The organism is Microvirga sp. 2MCAF35, assembly GCF_052115545.1.
Taxonomy (GTDB): Bacteria; Pseudomonadota; Alphaproteobacteria; order Rhizobiales; family Beijerinckiaceae; genus Microvirga.
Window position 1 is genome coordinate 68234 of record NZ_JBFRGW010000008.1, and the last position, 16931, is coordinate 85164.

Annotated in this window: 13 protein-coding genes; 3 read left to right on the forward strand and 10 right to left on the reverse strand. The window is 61.7% G+C overall.

Features of this window, described 5'->3' with window-relative positions; genetic code table 11:
* Positions 1-77: 77 nt before the first annotated feature.
* Positions 78-1970, reverse strand: coding sequence for a M10 family metallopeptidase (locus AB4097_RS06365; protein ID WP_442037768.1), 1893 nt, complete (start codon positions 1968-1970; stop codon positions 78-80).
* 93 nt (positions 1971-2063) lie between these two features.
* Positions 2064-2414: a RidA family protein gene (locus AB4097_RS06370; RefSeq protein WP_442037769.1), complete on the reverse strand. Its 351-nt coding sequence runs from the start codon at positions 2412-2414 to the stop codon at positions 2064-2066.
* Positions 2415-2602: 188 nt separating this feature from the next.
* Here AB4097_RS06370 and AB4097_RS06375 point away from each other — a divergent pair, with 188 nt between their 5' ends.
* Positions 2603-3106: a DUF4142 domain-containing protein gene (locus AB4097_RS06375; protein ID WP_442037770.1), complete on the forward strand. Its 504-nt coding sequence runs from the start codon at positions 2603-2605 to the stop codon at positions 3104-3106.
* Between the two features lie 50 nt (positions 3107-3156).
* Here the strand turns inward: AB4097_RS06375 and AB4097_RS06380 are convergent, their stop codons facing one another.
* On the reverse strand, positions 3157-3771 hold the full coding sequence (locus tag AB4097_RS06380; RefSeq protein ID WP_442037771.1) for a pyridoxamine 5'-phosphate oxidase family protein: 615 nt from the start codon (positions 3769-3771) through the stop codon (positions 3157-3159).
* A 129-nt stretch (positions 3772-3900) separates the two neighbouring features.
* On the opposite strand from AB4097_RS06380, the gene AB4097_RS06385 reads away from it, so the two are divergent.
* Positions 3901-5583, forward strand: a complete 1683-nt coding sequence (locus AB4097_RS06385) for an adenylate/guanylate cyclase domain-containing protein (RefSeq protein WP_442037772.1) — start codon at positions 3901-3903, stop codon at positions 5581-5583.
* A 75-nt stretch (positions 5584-5658) separates the two neighbouring features.
* On the opposite strand, the gene AB4097_RS06390 is transcribed toward AB4097_RS06385, so the two are convergent.
* The 3 genes from AB4097_RS06390 to rpsO form a co-directional block, all read right to left on the reverse strand.
* Positions 5659-8091, reverse strand: coding sequence for a calcium-binding protein (locus AB4097_RS06390; RefSeq protein WP_442037773.1), 2433 nt, complete (start codon positions 8089-8091; stop codon positions 5659-5661).
* A 156-nt stretch (positions 8092-8247) separates the two neighbouring features.
* Entirely contained in the window at positions 8248-10425 is a 2178-nt protein-coding gene (pnp, locus tag AB4097_RS06395) for a polyribonucleotide nucleotidyltransferase (RefSeq protein ID WP_442037774.1), read from the reverse strand.
* A gap of 214 nt (positions 10426-10639) precedes the next feature.
* Positions 10640-10909, reverse strand: coding sequence for a 30S ribosomal protein S15 (rpsO, locus tag AB4097_RS06400; RefSeq protein WP_442037775.1), 270 nt, complete (start codon positions 10907-10909; stop codon positions 10640-10642).
* 298 nt (positions 10910-11207) lie between these two features.
* Here rpsO and AB4097_RS06405 point away from each other — a divergent pair, with 298 nt between their 5' ends.
* Complete coding sequence (locus AB4097_RS06405; protein ID WP_442037776.1) at positions 11208-11744, forward strand: ferritin-like domain-containing protein; 537 nt, start codon at positions 11208-11210, stop codon at positions 11742-11744.
* Between the two features lie 125 nt (positions 11745-11869).
* Here the strand turns inward: AB4097_RS06405 and truB are convergent, their stop codons facing one another.
* The 4 genes from truB to AB4097_RS06425 form a co-directional block, all read right to left on the reverse strand.
* Complete coding sequence (gene truB, locus AB4097_RS06410) at positions 11870-12790, reverse strand: tRNA pseudouridine(55) synthase TruB (RefSeq protein ID WP_442037777.1); 921 nt, start codon at positions 12788-12790, stop codon at positions 11870-11872.
* The gene (gene rbfA / locus AB4097_RS06415; protein ID WP_442037778.1) at positions 12787-13221 is read right to left on the reverse strand and encodes a 30S ribosome-binding factor RbfA; all 435 of its coding nucleotides are present in this window, start codon (positions 13219-13221) and stop codon (positions 12787-12789) included. Before rbfA ends, truB begins: the two co-directional genes overlap by 4 nt.
* Positions 13222-13376: 155 nt before the next feature.
* Positions 13377-16259, reverse strand: coding sequence for a translation initiation factor IF-2 (gene infB / locus AB4097_RS06420; RefSeq protein ID WP_442037779.1), 2883 nt, complete (start codon positions 16257-16259; stop codon positions 13377-13379).
* Complete coding sequence (locus AB4097_RS06425; protein WP_442037780.1) at positions 16256-16927, reverse strand: RNA-binding protein; 672 nt, start codon at positions 16925-16927, stop codon at positions 16256-16258. Before AB4097_RS06425 ends, infB begins: the two co-directional genes overlap by 4 nt.
* Positions 16928-16931: the final 4 nt, after the last annotated feature.

Sequence of the window (16931 nt, forward strand, 5' to 3'; positions counted from 1 at the left end):
TCCGCGAGGTTCAAATGAACGAAGCGGGCCGAGAGGCCCGCTTCTTTTTTGCCGATACGCCTTCGATGCATCGCCGCTTAGATGATCAAGATGTCCGCGGCGCTTAAGGCCATCTTGGCCTTCACGGTTGCGAACTTGATCGCAGCCTGATGGCCGTTGCCGTCCGGATCGTAGGACAGGACGCCCTTGGACTTGTTGTACACGATACGGTCATTGGCATCCTTGGCCGAGGAGCCGACATAGAACTTGTCCTTCGAGAGCTTGACCGGTTTCGACAGCGATCCCTTGCCCACGCCCTTGAAGAATTTGTCGTCGATCAGGATGCGGTCCTCCTTGGACTTGAAATCGACGATCCGGTCCACATTCGTCTTCGCAACCCGCGTGTCGAAGACGAAGAAATCGCGGCCCGCTCCGCCGGTCAGCAGGTCATTGCCGGCCCCGCCGAAGAGCGAGTCGTTGCCGAGGTCGCCCGACAGGATGTCCTTGCCAGCATAGCCGAAGAGCTGCTCGTCGATGTCGGTTCCGGAAAGGATGTCTGCGCCGCTCGTCCCTCGCAGAATGGGAGAGGCCGGTGCCGGCGTCGTGGGAGTCGTTGGCGTTGTGGGTGTTGTCGGAGTGGTCGGTGTCGTAGGCGTTGTCGGGAGCGGGGCGCTTACGATCTGGCCACTGAAGTCCAGGAACTGGACATCCTTCAGGACATCCCGGCCGTCACCACCACTCTGTCGCGAGTCCTCTACCGTGACGGTTCCGTCCGTATTCGCGGTGATTCTGTAATTCCCAAACGCGCCGGAGAAGACGGCTGTATTCGTGCCGGCGCCGCCCTCCAGGCGGTCGTTGTTGGCGCCGCCGTCTAACGTGTCGTTGCCGCCATCGCCGATCAGGGTGTTGGCGGCGGCGTTGCCCGTTATTTTATCGTGTCCGCCTCCGCCGGTGGCGTTCTCGATCAAGGAACGGGGGTCGCCTTGATAAAGGCGTGCATTGGCAACGTTACCCAACGCGTGAATAGAGTGGTTGACCCTGTCCAGATCCGCCAGCTGTGTGGCGCTGAAGGTGGAGAAGGCGCCGGGTTGGAGATTGACGGTAAGATTGCTCGTGTACGCGGACAGGTCGTAGGTATCGATCCCGTTTCCGTCCCAGACGGTCATGAAGATCTTGTTGCTGACCGGCGTCCCCAAATCCGTGCCATCGACGGTAAATTGGCCCGTCGTCGGGCTCCAGCGATAGACGGTGTTGCCTGAATTGGTGTTGAAATTGGCGCCGTACAGATATTGGAGAGCGGCGATATCGTTTTGCATGTAGGTGGTGGGATTGTCGCTTCCCGTGTTTCCCTGAACGGGAAAGGGCTGCGCACCGGAATAGCTCCGGTATGTCATGACCGAGTAGTTCCAGTTATCCTCATCAAACTCAAGGAACAGATTATCGGTTTCGCTCTCCTTATGCCCATGCGCCAGGCCGAGGGCATGGCCCAGCTCGTGCATGATCGTGGCATAGCCCCAGTTTCCGAGGAATGGAGTCGTATAGGTCGGCCCACCCAAAGGATCGCCTTCCCCAGGATTCATCCAGATGTCACCGTCCGTTCCGAAACCCTGCGGATAGTAGCCGGCAGCCGTGTTCCAGAATGTGGTCAAGCCGAAACGAATATTGGCAGGAGCTTGAGTGGCTGCCGCGAAGCTCAGGTTGGTATAAAGGCTTACAGTATAAGCAGCGAAGACGAGCGCTGTTGCTTGGAAAGTGTTGACCGGGCTGAAGCGACTGTTCCCGTTGTTGTCGAAGCCCGTTTCACCTTGTCCATAGTTATTTCCATATTCAGCCGCACTGATAGGGAAGCTATAAGTCAGGGTGTCGATGGCCCAAGCGTTTCCGATCAGCAAGGCATCGATAGAAGTGTTTCCGCTGAATGGAACAGTGCGTGACGTCGTCGAGCTACCTGCAAAAGCAGGTATGACTGCTGACAATGAATTTTCTGACATGGCAGACCCGGGCAAAAAGCTACTTTTGTAACAGTATCATATTTCGATATGGCTACAAAAGCTGAATTCTTAGCCCGGGGCAGAATCTAACTTTTAAATCGCCGCGATCACCGCGATCTCGACCTTGAAGGCCGGGGCGGCGAGCTTTGCCTCGACGGTGGCGCGGGCGGGCGTATTGCTGGGGGAGACCCAGGCATCCCACACGGCGTTCATCTCCTGGAACGTGCTCATGTCGGTGATCCAGATATTGGCCATCAGGATCTTCGACTTGTCGGTGCCGGCCTCGGCCAGGAGGCTGTCGATGATCGAGAGGATCTCCTTGGTCTGCTCGGTGACGCTTTGCCCGGCGCTCTGGCTGGCGACCTGGCCGGCGAGATAGACCGTGTTGCCGTGAACGACGGCGCCGCTCATGCGCGGGCCTGGCTTGATGCGTTGAATCGTCATGACGTGCCTCTTTCCAGTCGATGAGGCTGCCCTTTTGGCCGCCCGGGAGCGAAGCGTAAAGGGCCGCCGGCCAAATTATGTGGATCGCCTCGGTCCCCTTGCCCATTCGGGAACCGGGCCGCCCCGCGGCCGTTCATGGCTTACCGGTGATGCGTATCGAGAAATGTTCCGTTCGAACAAGGTGCATCATGTCAAAGAAACTTCTCTTGAGCCTCAGTATCGCGGCCGCCCTGACGGGTTCGTCTTACGCTCTCGCCAAGGACCAGCCGAATCAGGCCTTCATCAAGAAGGCGATCGAGGGCAACCTCGCGGAAGTCGCCGTGGGTCAGCTCGCCCAGCAGAAGGGCGCCAGCGACGGCGTCAAGAATTTCGGCCGCCAGCTCGAGACGGATCATTCCGCCGCGAACCAGAAGGCCATGTCGGTGGCAGACACCCTCAACGTGACGCCGCCGACCGAGCCCGACAAGCAGCAGAAGGCGGTCTACCAGAAGCTCTCGAAGCTTTCAGGCGCTGCCTTCGACCGCGAGTTCATCAAGGACATGGTGGCCGACCATAAGAAGGACGTCGCGGAATACGAAAAAGAATCCAAGCGCCAGAACGATCCTGCAGCCTCCTATGCTGGCGAGACCCTGCCGACGCTGCAGAACCATCTGCAGACGGCCCAGTCCCTGTCTGCTGCCAAGACGCAGTAGAAGGTCGGGATGTTCAAAGCATCGTGCGCACTCCGTTGCCGCACGATGCTTCAGTAGAGCGTCGTCTTCTGCCGTGCGGGCAGGGCCTTGTCGTAAGCCTCGCCGTCCACTTCGTTGTTCGACAGAGCCGCGAGGATCTGGCCCGCGCTCGGCAATGAGCCGCGCGCCACATGCCTTGCCGGATTCCAGAGCTCCGATCGCAGGATCGCACGGGCGCATTGGAAGAAGACCGCATCGACCGTGATCGCGAGCACGGATTTCGGCGCCTTGCCGTCGATGGCGAAGCTTTCGAGCAGGGCAGGCTCCACCGAAATCACGGCGCGGCCGTTGACGCGTAGGGTCTCGCCGATTCCAGGAATCAGGAACAGCAGCGCAACGCTTGAATCGCGCACGACATTGCGCAGGGAATCGATCCGGTTGTTGCCGCGTCGGTCGGGCAGGAGCAGGGTTTTCTCGTCCCGCACCCGCACGAAGCCCGGCCCGTCGCCGCGTGGCGAGCAATCGAGCCCCTCCGGCCCGCGTGTGGCCAGCGCCACGAAGGGAGCGACCTCGATGAAAGCACGGTATTCGGGCACGATCCGGTCGGTCTCCTTCAGGAGCGAGCCCCTGTTGACCTCGCCATAGAGCGATTCGAGTTCGGACAGGGTACTGATCGTGTTGGACATGTCGTGAGGAGCCGGTGCAGGGATCGTGATTTGACAATGCGCACCTTGGTGCAACTGCATAGCGGCAGGCAAGCCCGAAAGCCGTTGCGGTCGGGTGCAAGCGTGACCGAGCCCGAGTGAAAGACGCGTATGAAGAGCCTTCAAAGCAGATTGGCACCAGAAGCACCCGTCTCCGAGATAGCCATCCGGACGCGAGAGATCCGCTTGGTCACGGGCCTGATTCTGGGGGCCTTTCTGCTCACTCATTTCTCCAACCATGCCCTCGGCCTCGTTTCGGTCGAGGCCATGGAGGGAGGACGCGCCTGGTTCAACGGCCTGTGGCGGAATCCGGTCGGCACCGTGCTCCTGTACGGCTCCATTCTGACGCATTTCCTGCTGGCGCTCTTGGCCCTCTTTCGGCGGCGGACCCTGCGCATGCCGATCCGCGAGGCGGCCCAGCTGATCCTGGGCCTGAGCCTGCCGTTCCTGTTGATCGCCCATGTGGTCGGGACCCGGGTGGAATGGGCCCTGACCGCCCAGGATTCGGGCTATCCGGAGGTGGTCCGCAATCTGTGGATTCGTAATCCCGAAATCGGCGCACGGCAGGCTCTGGCTCTCGTGATCGCCTGGCTGCACGGATGCCTCGGGATCTATTTCTGGCTGCGCCCGAAAACCTGGTTTCCACGTTCCGCGCTGCTTCTCTACACGGGCGCACTCCTCGTCCCGGTCCTTGCGCTCCTCGGCTTCGCGGAGGCGGGACGAGAGATCGCGGACGCGCCCGAGCGGTTCGGCCAAATTCCAGCGCCTCCCGCCTCCATGTTTCTGCCCATGGCCGGCCCTGTCCTTTATGCCTTCTTCGGAGGATCGATCGCGGCGACGGTCACGGCCCGGTTCATCCGCAGTGGTCTTCTGTGGTCACGGAGGGTGCGCGTCTTCTATCCCAACGATTTGGTTTCGACCGTGCCGCAGGGTTTCAGCGTGCTCGAGGCAAGCCGTATCGCGGGCATCCCGCATGTCGCCGTCTGCGGCGGCAGGGGACGCTGTTCCACCTGCCGGGTGCGGGTTCTCGAAGGCCTGCAGCGGCAACCGCCGCCCTCGGCCCAGGAGCGGGGCACGCTGGCGCGCATCAAGGCTGGCCCCAACGTACGGCTCGCCTGCCAGTTCCGGCCGACCCACGATGTCTCGGTGGTGCCGATCCTGTCCACCGGGCGGAATGGCGTGACCGCGCTCGTGCGCGGCGGCAGGGCCCAGGGACAGGAGCAGGAGATCGCCGTGCTGTTCTGCGACCTGCGCGGCTTCACGAGCCTTGCCGAGCGGCGCCTGCCCTTCGACACGGTCTTCATCCTCAACCGCTATTTCGAGGCGGTGGGCGCATCCGTCGAGGATGCGGGCGGCTATATCGACAAGTTCATCGGCGACGGGGTGCTCGCCCTGTTCGGCCTCAAGACCACGCCGCAGCAGGCTGCCAAGCAGGCCCTCGATGCCGCGCTCCGCATCAAGGCGGCGCTGGCCCATCTCAACGAGGAATACGCAAGCGAATTCGAGCATCCCTTGAAGATCGCCATGAGCCTCCATGCCGGCCCGGCCATCGTCGGACAGATGGGCTACGGCCAGGCCACCAGCCTGACCGCCGTGGGCGACACCATCAATGCGGCCAGCCGCCTGGAAGGCCTCGCCAAGGAGCTCGACGTCGAACTCGTCATCTCCGAAGACCTCGCCACCCGCGCCGGCCTCGACCTCTCCGACCGCGACAGGCAAATCGTCCAGATCAGAGGACGGGCCGCGTCTTTGGGAAGCTGGATCATTCCGGATGCATTGAGCCTCGTCCCGTAGTAGGGGCGAGATGCTGCAAACTGTATCGCGTCGCAAAGGCAGCGGCTAGCCGCTCGTAAAATGGGGATAAAGGGTTCAGATTACAAAGAAATCTGAACTCTTCAGGGCAAGACCCTTCTTCAATTGAGCAAACTTGGTTGCTGGTGCAATGCCAGTCCCATCCGGATCGTAGTAGAGCGCACCGGTAGCTTTATCATAGATCACCCGATCCCCTGCATCTCCAGCCGTGTTGCCGATGACGAAGGAACTCGAGATTAGTTTGGCAGGCTTCGCCAATGTTCCTTTGCCAAGGTTGCGAAACACCGCATTATCGAGCCAAATCGCATCGTCCTTTACGTTGAAGTCCGTGATCGTGTCGACATTCGAAAGTCCTGGCCGAGAGGTGAAGGCAAAGACGTCTTTTCCTTTTCCGCCTGTAAGTCTGTCTCCGTCAGGACCGCCGTCGATACGATCATTGCCGCCTTCGCCTGAAAGCTGGTCCTTGCCGGCGCCGCCGATAATACTATCTTGTCCCGCGCCTCCCATGACTATATCCCGAAGGCGGGTACCAACGACTTGTGTCATGTAACCGTTCGACACGACAAACTTTTCGATGCCTATCAAGGAAAATTGCGAAAGACGGAAAGTACCGCCACCTGCAAGTTCCAGAGTGTCTAAGCCAAGACCAAGGTCGATAGACATACCGGAAATCAGGGCATTCCAGTCTACCACAAGAACGTCATTGCCTATTGTGCCCTTAAGCTCCTCTATGTTCCGCGCGCCCTGTAAATCGAAAGTGCCTGCAACGCCCAATGTGATGCTGTCAGTCCCAGAGCCAAGATCAATTTCCTGAAGGAAACCGAATATCGGGTAGGCAATGAGGATATCATCCGTATCAGAGCCTTGGACTTGAAGTTTCTCAACTCCATTCAACTTCGGAAGTGTGCGGAGATCGCAGATTCCCTCTATTGCCAGTTGGAGGACGTCGACGCCAGAGCCAAGATCAACTGTAGCGAACGATGCGATGCGCGATATGTCGGTGGCAATGACATCATCGCCGATTGAACCGCTCAATATCTCGAAGCCACTAATTGCCGCCGCTACTCGGAGATCTAACATGCCCGCACGCTCAAGCTGAAGCGTGTCAAAGCCCTCCAAAGCCTCAAGAATGTCACCTGCAGTGAGAGTATGTGGAGCAACCGAAAGGAGATCGTCTCTGTCTGTGCCCACTGCCCAATCCCTATCCGTAGTCAAGGTCGGCAAGGCTTCGTTATCAAAGAAGCGTTGATATATGTTTCCGCCCGCTTCCCATGTCACAACATGGCTTCCATCGGGCAGTGCTATTGGGGTCACTGAACTGAAGTTGCTCGATTTTACATCACTGATAGGGATGGCATTCCCTATACGTTTGCCGGACGGGTCGAATAACTGCTTATAAGCGTCGTAGCCTCTATAAGCATTGTAACCACTCTCCCAGGTGACGATGTAAGTGCCATTGGCCAGGGTCGTTACTTTCGGATGCCGTGCCTGAGAGTCGTCTGGATTGCTGATCAATATTTCCGACTCGGTGGCGAACCCGTTGGCATCGTATTGGCGCTTAAAGATTCCTCCGCCGCCACCGAAATATCTTTCCCATACAACAACATAGCCCCCATCCTGGAGGGCGGTGATCTCCGGGCGGCCCTGGATGGCAAAAGTTGTATCCTTGACGAGAATTTCAGAACCTATGGGGTTCCCATTACTCGTAAACATACGTTGATATATCTCCTTGCATCCATCGCTGTTGCGGTCCGAGAGCCATGTGATGACGTATTTGTCGCCGGTAAGAGCCGTTATCGTTAGCTCAGGGTCCCACATAGGGTTAGGATCGACGATAAGATCCTCACCGACGGCTTGACCGGCAGCATCGTGAACACGCAGGTAGATGGGATTGCCGATCGTATTCGGCAGTTGCTCCCTCGATTCCCAAGCAACTACATAACCGCCGTTAGTGAGAGCCAAGATTCCCGGCTTGAAAAATATTTGACCATCGAAAACATCTGTTTTTAAGGCGCTACCACTTGCATCAAATACACGATGATAGATTTCATCATGTATTTCATTGTCCCAAAGATTGTCCCATTGCCATGATATTGAATATTTCCCATTGGAGAAAGCAGTAACTTTTACTTCCGAAGTGAGAATGCTATCTGGTATCAACTCTACGAGGGATTTATTTGTCTTCGGGTTACCATTTATATCGAAAATACGTTGATATATCGCAACAGTGTCGTTTTGAGCGCCATAGGTTCTCCAGGTTAGGACATAATCGCCATTTGCCAAGCGAGTGACCTTGTATTCTTGGTCCGCGAGATTTCCGTTTTGGACGAGCGTCTTCGAACTGACCGCCTTGCCGTTCCCGTCGAATCTTTGCTGGTAAAGGTAGATGCCGAAATCGCTAGTATTAGATTCGCCCCATATATTGATGTAGCCATCAGACAGGGGTAGAACCGTGCAGCCTACGCCATAGAGGCTATTCTGCTCGCTCACGAGAGTTTGAGCACCGATTCGTGTGATTGAGAATGTCATTTTCTCACATTATACCATTACAACTGGCAGTCTTAAGATCTACTACCACTTACGCGCAAGTCCAATAAAAAAGGCGACCGATAGGCCGCCTTTTTCTCTCTATGAAACGCGGGTCCGTTATTCGCCAGCGTTGGCCTTCTGCTGATCGCGCTGGGCGCGCTCGGCATCACGCTCGGCCTTGAGCTGCTCGGTGATGTCCTCGCCGGTCTCCTGGTTGACGACCTTCATGGAAAGACGGACCTTGCCGCGCTCGTCCATGCCGAGGAACTTCACCTTTACCTTGTCGCCTTCCTTGACCACGTCCGTCACCTTGCCGACGCGGTTCTTGGCGAGCTCGGAGATGTGCACGAGGCCGTCGCGGGAACCGAAGAAGTTCACGAAGGCGCCGAATTCCATCACCTTCACCACCGTGCCCTCATAGATCACGTTGATCTCGGGCTCGGCGACGATGGAGCGGATCCAGTTGTAGGCGGCCTTGATCGACTTGCCGTCGGCGGACGCGATCTTGATCAGGCCGTCGTCGTTGATGTCGATCTTCGCGCCGGTCTTCTCCACGATCTCGCGGATGACCTTGCCGCCCGAACCGATGACTTCGCGGATCTTGTCGACCGGGATCTGCATGGTCTCGATGCGCGGAGCATGCTCGCCGAGCTCGGCGCGCGGAGCGGTGAGGGCCTTGTTCATCTCGGCGAGGATGTGCGTGCGGCCGGCCTGAGCCTGCTCGAGCGCCACGCGCATGATCTCTTCCGTGATGCCCGCGATCTTGATGTCCATCTGGAGCGAGGTGATGCCCTGCTCCGTGCCGGCCACCTTGAAATCCATGTCGCCGAGGTGATCCTCGTCGCCGAGAATGTCGGACAGGACCGCGAAGCGCTCACCCTCGAGGATGAGGCCCATGGCGATGCCCGCCACCGGACGGCGCAGCGGCACGCCGGCATCCATCAGCGCCAGCGAGGCGCCGCAGACGGAGGCCATCGACGAGGAGCCGTTCGACTCGGTGATCTCGCTGACCACGCGGATCGTGTAGGGGAAGTCATGAGCGGCGGGCAGCATCGGGTGGATGGCGCGCCAGGCGAGCTTGCCGTGGCCGATTTCGCGGCGGCCGGGCGAACCCATGCGGCCCGTCTCACCGACGGAATAGGGCGGGAAGTTGTAGTGCAGCAGGAAGGTTTCCTTGCGGGTGCCTTCCAGCTCGTCGATGAACTGCTCATCCTCGCCCGTGCCGAGCGTGGTCACGACCAGGGCCTGGGTCTCGCCGCGGGTGAACACGGCAGAGCCATGGGTGCGCGGCAGGACGCCGACTTCCGACTGGATTGGACGGACGGTCTTGAGATCGCGGCCGTCGATGCGGGAACCCGTGTCCAGGATGTTCCAACGCACGACCTTGGCCTGAGCCTCCTTGAAGACGGCCTTGACCTTCTCAGGCTCGAACTTCGCTTCGCCCTCGGCCGGGCAGAGCGCGTCGAACACCTTCGCCTTCACGGCGTCAACGGCGGTGTAGCGGTCCTGCTTCTTGGTGATCTTGTAGGCTTCGCGCAGGTCCTTCTCGGCGATGTCGAGAACGGCCTTCTCCACGTCGGAGACGTCGGCCGGCTGGTAGTCGCGCGGCTCCTTGGCGGCTTTCTCGGCGAGGCGGATGATGGCCTCGATCACCGGCTGGAAGTGCTTGTGGCCGAACATCACGGCGCCAAGCATCACGTCCTCGGCGAGTTCCTTCGCCTCGGACTCGACCATGAGCACGGCGTCGGCGGTGCCGGCGACCACGAGGTCGAGGGAGGTCTGATCCATCTCCTGCAGCGGCGGGTTCAGCTTGTACTGGCCGCCGATATAGCCGACGCGGGCCGCGCCCACCGGGCCCATGAAGGGAACGCCCGACAGGGTCAGCGCAGCGGACGCCGCCACCATGCCGACGATGTCAGGATCGTTCTCGAGATCGTGCGAGAGCACGGTCACCACGACCTGGGTGTCGTTCTTGTAGCCCTCGACGAAGAGGGGGCGGATCGGACGGTCGATCAGGCGGGAGACCAGGGTCTCCTTCTCGGTCGGACGGCCTTCGCGCTTGAAGTAGCCGCCGGGGATGCGACCGGCCGCGTAGGTGCGCTCCTGGTAGTTCACCGTGAGCGGGAAGAAATCGAAGCCGGGCTTCGGCTCCTTGGCCGACACGACGGTGGCGAGAACGGTGGTTTCACCGTAGGTGGCGACGACGGCGCCGTCGGCCTGGCGGGCCATCTTGCCCGTTTCGAGCACGAGCTTGCGCCCGGCCCAGATCAGTTCTTCGCGTTGGATATCGAACATGGCATGTCTTTCATGACAGCGGGGCGGGGGCCCGATGCCATGAGCAAGACGGCAAGAGGCTCGTGCTGGTGGGTAAACCCGCCTTACAAGCCCCTTGCGATCCTGCCATGGTCATCGTGTCTGCCGCCTCCTCAAGATACACCGGGCTTCTAGCCTCGCAGTGTTGGAGAAACCGTCCGGAGCCGGGCTCCGGACGGGAGTTTTTCGGAAAAGCTTAGCGGCGGATGCCGAGCTTCTCGATCAGCGTGCGGTAGCGGCTCTCGTCCTTCTTCTTCAGATAGTCGAGAAGCGAACGGCGTGCCGACACCATCTTCAAGAGACCGCGACGGGAGTGGTTGTCCTTGTTGTGGGTCTTGAAGTGACCGGTCAGGTTGTTGATCCGCTCGGTCAGAATGGCGACCTGCACCTCGGGGGAGCCGGTGTCGCCAGCCTTTTGGGCATATTCCTTAACGAGCGTGTTCTTGCGCTCAGCCGTAATCGACATCGTCAGTCCTTTCAGGTTGGTTCGTTGGGAGACCTTGAGCCTTCAGGGCTCCGGGTCCGGGGCATCCGGAAGGGCCGGGCCGGGATGTCGTCCAGCGCGGTCCGAGTTCGGACGCGTCTTTCGGAGCGTTTCCTCCGAAAAGATGGCGCACCATACACGAAAAGCACCCAAGTGCCAGTGAAATCGTTTTTCCCAAGCAGAGCAATAGGATGCGCTGTCCGGGCGGGTTCCTGGCGGAACAAGTTCTGGTGGCCATGGTTGGTGAACCAGACACTCCCCAAAATAGGAAGCCCACAGCATGGTTGCCACCACAGCCGATCTCGCGTCCTCCGAGACCGTCAAGAACGTCTTCATCACCGGCGTCCAGAATGCCCATGCGCTCGAAAAGGAGGCGCTCCAGCTCATGCAGCGCCAGGTGGAGCGCTTCGAGAACTATCCGGAAATGTCGCAGATCCTGAAGACGCACATCGCCGAGACGGAAGGGCAGATCCGCCGTCTTGACGAGATCCTGCACAATTTCGGCGAGGACCGCTCCATCCTGAAGGACATGGCCACCCAGATCATGGCCAACATGGCCGCCGCCGGCCACATGCCGATGGCCGACGAAGTGATCAAGAACACCTTCGCCAATCACGCCTTCGAGAATTTCGAGATTGCCGCCTATATGTCCCTGATCGCCATGGCCGAGGCCTCCGGTCACCAACGGTTCGTGCCGGCTCTCGAGGAAACCCTGCGCGAGGAGCAGAAGACCGCGCAGCTGATCCGCGACCAGATCGTGCCGATCACGCAGAAATACCTGATGCGTGAGGCGCAGGGTCTGAAGGCGGACCGGTAAGGTCCGCTTATGAGCTTAAAATGTCGTGGCCGGGCTTGTCCCGGCCATATCGTTTTTGGAAGAACGCAGCGCCTTTCCCGTTGAGATCACCAGCACGAGGCCGGTGACGACGGTACGCCTTGGCTTCAACCGCCCAGGTTGAACACCCGGTGTGGCACCAGTTCGCCGCGCTCCACATCGCCGACCGCGATGAGAACGCCGTTGCAGGTGGCGTAGACCTTGCCGGACAGGGGCATCTCGTGGCCGCGCAGGATGATGGACTGGCCGCGCATCAGGCGTCCTGCCATGTCGCGGCTCACCGCAATCGAGGGAATCTCGCTGAGAGCGATCTCCACCGGACGCAAGGCCGCCGGATCGCCAGCGATACCGTCCACGGTGACGGCATCGTGCTCGGTGAAAGGACCGACGCGGGTGCGCCGCAGGGCCGCGATATGGCCGAGACAGCCCAGGGCGCGGCCGAGATCGCGCGCGATGGCGCGGACATAGGTGCCCTTGCCGCAATCGGCCTCGATCACGGAGCGGTTGCCCTCGTGATGGATCAGGGTCAGCCGGTCGATCTCGACCATGCGCGGCTGCAGCTCCACGACCTCGCCGTCGCGGGCGAGATCATAGGCGCGCTCGCCTTGGATCTTGATGGCGGAAAACCGGGGCGGCACCTGCTGGACCTGACCGGTGAAGCGGGGCAGGAGAGCCTCGATCTCGGCCGGATCGGGCAGCCTGTCCGTCGTCTCGACCACGTCGCCCTCGGTGTCGTCCGTGGTGGTCTCCGAGCCCCAGGCCACAGTGAACGCATAGGATTTGCGCCCGTCCATGATGAAGGGGACCGTCTTGGTGGCTTCACCGAGCGCGATCGGCAGGATGCCGGACGCGAGCGGATCGAGGGTACCGGCGTGGCCTGCCTTCTTGGCGGAAAGGCCGCGTTTGACCACGGCGACCGCATGGGTCGAGGTCATGCCGACGCCCTTGTCGAGGATGATCCATCCGTTGACGTCGCGCTTCTTCGGGCGGTCGCCATGCGGCCTCCGCTGCGGGCCTTCTTCGCTCATGATTCCTGCTCGCTGTCGTCATCGGAATTGTCGGCTGCCGGCTTCGCGGTATCGCGCGCCACCCGCTCGGAGCGCAGGAGCGAGTCGATTCGGGCGGCCTCGTCGAAGCTTTCGTCGCGCCGGAAGCGCAGGTCGGGGGCGAATTTCAGGTTGACCCGCCGGGCGACCTCCTGGCGCAGAACTTTCCTGTTCTTCTCCAGCGCACGGATCACCGCATCCTCGTCCTTGCCGCCCAGCGGCATGACATAGGCGGTCGCGAGCTTGAGGTCCGGCGACATGCGCACTTCAGGAATGGTGATGAGGTTCTTGGTCAGAGCATCATCCTGCAGGTCGCCGCGGGAGAGGACCTCAGCGAGGGCGTGTCGCACGAGTTCGGCGACGCGCTGCTGGCGCTGGGAAGGCCCGGTGGTTTGTTCGAAACGTTTAGCCATTTGTCTTCTCCGGGATTGGACCGGACCAATATGCGAGGTGCATGGCCGGGGTGACCCGTCACCTCAATTGAGCAGGAACTCTGTCCCTGAAAGCGAGATCACCGGGACAAGCCCGGTGATCGCACATGGTTCAGATGTCGAAGGCACGAAGCGGATCAGAGTGTCCGCTTCACCTCTTCCACGCGATAGCACTCGATGAGATCGCCAACGCGCATGTCCTGGTAGTTCTCGAAGGACATACCGCATTCCTGGCCCGAGGTGACTTCGCGGGCATCGTCCTTGAAGCGCTTGAGCTGCGAGAGCCTGCCTTCGTGGATGACCACGTTGTCGCGGATCAGGCGGACATGGGCACCGCGCTGGACCACGCCGTCGAGGACGCGGCAGCCGGCGATCTTGCCGACCTTCGAGACGTTGAACACCTCGAGAACCTGGGCTTCGCCGAGCCGCTCTTCACGCAGGGTCGGTGCGAGCAGGCCGGACATCGCCGCCTTCACGTCATCCACGAGGTCGTAGATGATGTTGTAGTAGCGAATCTCGATGCCGGCGCGCTCGGCCGCCTCGCGCGCTTCCTTGTGGGCACGCACGTTGAAGGCAAGGATGATGGCGCCCGAGGCTTCCGCCAGGGTCACGTCGGATTCCGAGATGCCGCCGACGCCCGCCTGGACGATGCGGGCTGCAACTTCCTCGTTGCCCACTTTCTCGAGAGCACCCACGATCGCTTCCGCCGAGCCCTGCACGTCGGCCCGGACCACGAGCGGGAATTCCTTGCGGCCGGCTCCGGCCTTGAGGTCGCGCATCATGTCCACGAGCGTACGCCCGGCCGAACCCATGCGGGCCGCCTGACGCTCGCGCTTCTGGCGGGTGCGGTACTCGGTGACCTCGCGGGCACGGGCCTCCGACTCGACCACCGCAACGCGGTCGCCGGCCTCGGGAGTGCCGTTGAAGCCCAGGACCTCGACCGGGACGGAGGGGCCTGCCTCCTTCACGTTGGCGCCGAGATCGTTGATCAGAGCACGCACGCGGCCCCATTCGGCACCGGCCACGACGATGTCGCCGGTATGGAGCGTGCCGCGCTGGACGAGCACGGTGGCCACGGGACCACGACCGCGATCGAGCTTCGCCTCGATGACGGTGCCTTCGGCGGACCGCTCGGCATTGGCCTTGAGCTCGAGGATTTCAGCCTGGAGCTGAAGGCCTTCGAGCAGGGTTTCGAGACCCTGGCCGGTCTTGGCCGAGACCTCGAATTCGAGCGTCTCGCCGCCCATGGATTCGACCACGATGGAGTGCTGCAGCAGCTCGGTACGGACCCGCTGCGGGTTGGCGTCGGGCTTGTCCACCTTGTTGATCGCCACGATCAGCGGCACGCCGGCCGCCTGCGCGTGGTTGATCGCCTCGATGGTCTGCGGCATGACGCCGTCATCCGCCGCCACCACCAGGACGACGATGTCCGTCACCTTGGCGCCGCGGGCACGCATGGCCGTGAAGGCCGCGTGGCCGGGCGTGTCGATGAAGGTGATCTTGCCGCCGAGCGGCGAGGTCACCTGGTAGGCGCCGATATGCTGTGTGATGCCGCCGGCTTCGCCGGAGACGACGTTGGTCTTGCGGATCGCGTCGAGCAGCGAGGTCTTGCCGTGGTCGACGTGGCCCATGATGGTCACGACCGGAGGACGCGTCACGAGGTTCTCGTCCACGTCCGGTGTATCGAACAGGCCCTCTTCCACGTCCGCTTCGGCGACGCGCTTCACCGTGTGGCCGAGCTCTTCCGCAATCAGCTGGGCTGAATCCGAATCGATCACGTCCGTGATCTTGTGCATCTGGCCTTGCTTCATCAGCATCTTGATCACGTCCACGGCGCGCTCCGACATGCGGTTGGCGAGTTCCTGGATGGTGATCGTCTCAGGGATCGTCACCTCGCGGGCGATCTTTTCCTTCTGCTCCACCTGCCGGTGGCCCATGAGACGCTGGTTGCGGCGGCGGAAGGAGGCGAGCGAGCGGGTGCGCTCATCCTCGCCCGAGGTCGCGTTGGCCAGGGTCAAGCGGCCGCGACGCTTTTCTTCGCCGGGAGCCGTCTTGGGCGTCTTCGGCAGGGCTGCCGGCTTGGCAGCCACGCCGGGACGACGGATGGTGCGTGCGCCCTCCTCGTCATCCACCACGGCCGCACGGGCGGCAACGGGCGGAGCCGTGCGGACATTGGGCTTCGCGGTTTCCGGATCGGGCGCCACCGGCGCGGCGGGGCGCGCCATGTGGTTCAGGCTCGGCGGACGGCCGCCGGTAGTGCCGACGCCGGCACGCTGGTAGCCGCCCGTGCGAGGACCGTCGGAGCGGGGGCCGGAGGGGCGTGGGCCATCGAAGCGGCCGGCAGGACGGGGACCGTCCTGACGCGGCCGGTCCGAGCGGTCCTGACGCGGCGCATCGGAGCGCGGAGCGGGCCCACGTCCGGCCGTTGCGGAAGCCTGGCGCGGGGCTTCTTCGCCCAGACGGCGGCGGGCCTCCTCCTCGGCGCGGCGCTTGCGCTCCTCGTCCTGGCGGCGGCGTTCCTCTTCCTCGTGCTTGCGGGCCTCGGCGGCTTCGCGCTCCTTGGCCTCGGCGGCCTCGCGCTCGGCGCGGCGGGCAGTCTCTTCCGCCTGACGGCGGCGATCTTCCTCGTCGCGACGGCGAGCGTCGACCAGCGCGTTCATGCGTGCATCGCGCTCCTGCTCGGAGAGCGTCTGCAGCACCATGCCGCCGGACCGGGGTGTATTCGGAGCGCTGCGCTGCGGACGGCCGCCCTGGGCAGGCGCTGCCTGCTTCGGAGCCGGAGCGGCCGGCTTGGGCGCGCTGACGGGGGCCGCGGCCGGTTGTGGCGCGGGCCTTTCGTCCTTGGCCCCGCTACCGGGACCGACAGCAGGGCGACGCTTGACCGTCTCCACCACGACCGCTTTGGACCGGCCATGGGAAAAGCTCTGGCGCACCGTGCCTTGCTCGACAGGCCGCTTCAGGGACAGCGTCTTGGACGACACATGGAGAGTCTTGTCGCCCTGGTTTTTCGTATCAGTCATTCCGCCTCAGTTCCTGCGGGTTTCATAGTCGTGGGTTCGCCGGTCCCGTTTCCGAGGCCAGTTTGATCGGCCTCGATGCCGCCGAAGGAGCGGTAACGATGCCAGCGGTTCAGAAAGCCGTCGCTCCCAGCGCCCGCGACGAGGGCAGCATGTATCACATGTGACCGGCCTAATGCCAAATCCAATTCGTCGATCGACAAGTCTTGGATGACCGGAAAGCTAGATATTGCCTCGCCGAGGCGTTTTCGCAACTGGTTCGCCAATTTTCTTCGCCCATCTTCGGCCGCCTCTGCGGCATGAATAAGGGCAACGATGGGCTTATCCGTGATCGCCGACTCGACCTTGAAGAAGCCGGTGACCACTGCGCCCGCCTTGTTGGCGAGCGACAGACCCTGACGGAGATCGTCCCGGAGCATCCGCTCGACGTCCTGGGCGAGGGTCGCCGGGGCTTTGGCCTCGGTCTTGAAGGCGCGGGAAAAGAGGCGACGTTTAGCCGCTTCTTCCACCATGTCGGCTCGGGCCGTGACCCAGACGCCGCGGCCCGGCAGCTTGTGCCGGAGATCGGGCACGACCTGATGGTCGGGCCCGAGGACAAAGCGGATCAGTTCCGCGGGGCTTTTCGCCTCGCGGGTGACGATGCAGGTGCGCTCCGGTTCATGCCGCGGCACGGGT